General features: G+C 69.9%; 2 protein-coding genes. Both read right to left on the reverse strand.

The window, feature by feature from the left end; translation table 11 throughout:
• Positions 1–37: 37 nt before the first annotated feature.
• Entirely contained in the window at positions 38–1,129 is a 1,092-nt protein-coding gene (locus ACFWN1_RS33185) for a chaplin family protein (protein ID WP_384370460.1), read from the reverse strand.
• A gap of 122 nt (positions 1,130–1,251) precedes the next feature.
• Entirely contained in the window at positions 1,252–1,479 is a 228-nt protein-coding gene (gene chpD, locus ACFWN1_RS33190; protein ID WP_384370463.1) for a chaplin ChpD, read from the reverse strand.
• Positions 1,480–1,716 lie beyond the last annotated feature (237 nt).

Raw genomic sequence — 1,716 nt, forward strand, 5'->3', positions numbered from 1 at the left:
CCCTGGGTGCCGGGCACTCGGCCCCGGCACCCGGTGGTCACCGGTGGCGGGACGCCGTCCGGCCGCGCCGGTACAGCAGCGCTCCGGCGGCGATCAGCACCGCGCTGGCGGCCGAAGTGGCCCACATGGCACGCGAGTTGTTCCCGGTGTGCGGAAGGGTCGGCGGCGTGGTGTGCCCGCCGGGAGGCGGAGTGGTGTGACCTCCCGGAGGGGGCGTGGTGTGTCCACTGGGGGGTGGCGTGGGGTGCCTGGTCGGCGGCGGCGTGCTCTCCTCACCGCCGTAGGGGGGCGGGGTGCTCTCCTCACCGCCGTAGGGCGGAGGGGTGCTCTCCTCACCGCCGTAGGGCGGAGGGGTGCTCTCCTCACCGCCGTAGGGCGGAGGGGTGCTCTCCTCGCCCCCGTAGGGGGGAGGGGTGCTCTCCTCGCCCCCGTAGGGGGGAGGAGACGTTTCTCCACCACCGTACGGAGGCGCGGTAGTCTCCTTGCCGCCGTAGGGCGGGGGCGTCGTCTCGTCGTGGCCGTACGAGGGCGGCGCGGTGGTCTCCTCGTCGTGGCCGTACGACGCCGGGGGTGTCGTCTCATCATCGTGGCCGTATGAGTCGTGGCCGTACGAGACGTCCGCGTGCGACTCGTGCCCGTACGACTCGTGCCCGTACGACTCGTGCCCGTACGAGATGTCCCCGTGCGATGGCGGAGGTGTCGTCTCGTCCTCGTCCCCGTACGACTCGTGCCCGTGCGAAGGAGGCGGCGGCGTCTCGTCGTCGTCCCCGTACGCGGCGGGCCGCTCGGTCTCCTCGCCGCCGTACGCGGGCCGCGACCTCACCGGGGTGCGCGGCTCGTCGTCACTGTAGGACGACGGCGTGGTGGTGCGGGGCGCCCGGGGAAGGGCGTGGTTGACGCAGGCGCTGCCGATGGCGGGGTTCAGCGCGGCGGTGACATCGACGGAGTGCCCGCAGATGTTGACCGGGACATGCACCGGCACATGAAGGGTGTTGCCGGACAGCACTCCGGGAGAGCCATGTGCGGCTCCGTGCGCTCCCGAGTCGGCGAGCGCCTGACTGACGTACAAGGACAGCACACCTGTCGCGGCGGCGGCCACGACGATGCCCTTGCTCAGGGTCTGTCGCAATCTCGTGGTCTTCCTGCTCGTAGAAGTGGGAAGGCCGGCCCCGGAGCGCGGATTCAAAGTGGATCAACGGTCCGGGGCCGGCCTGAACGCAGCCGTGGGGCTGCTGCCTTGCGTGGTTCGCGTCAGTTGTTGACGCAGGTGTTGCCGAACGCCGGGTTCAGCAGGGCGATGACGTTGACGGAGTTGCCGCAGACGTTGACGGGGATGTGGATCGGGACCTGGATCACGTTGCCGGACAGCACGCCCGGCGAACCGACCGCGACGCCCTCGGCCCCGGCGTCGGCGAAGGCGGGAGCCGCCCCACCCAGAGCCAGGATGGCGCCGGCGACGACAGCAGCGCTCTTCTTCATGGTCTTTCCCTTCTCTGCGGTCATGCCCTGTGACGGCCGAAACCGAGCGAGCACAGCTTGAACGGCTCGCACCATGACCAGCAGGCTGTAGAACGAGGGATAGACAGCGGAAGAAACTGTGGAACGCTCGTCGCCTGTCAATTCACTCGAACGCCCCCCGGGAATTGACAGGTCGGAGCAATCCGAGAGTCCTGGAAAAGGGAGACGAAAACCGCCCGGCGGCCACGGATTCCCCGT

This window comes from Streptomyces sp. NPDC058459 (assembly GCF_042721685.1).
Lineage (GTDB): Bacteria > Actinomycetota > Actinomycetes > Streptomycetales > Streptomycetaceae > Streptomyces.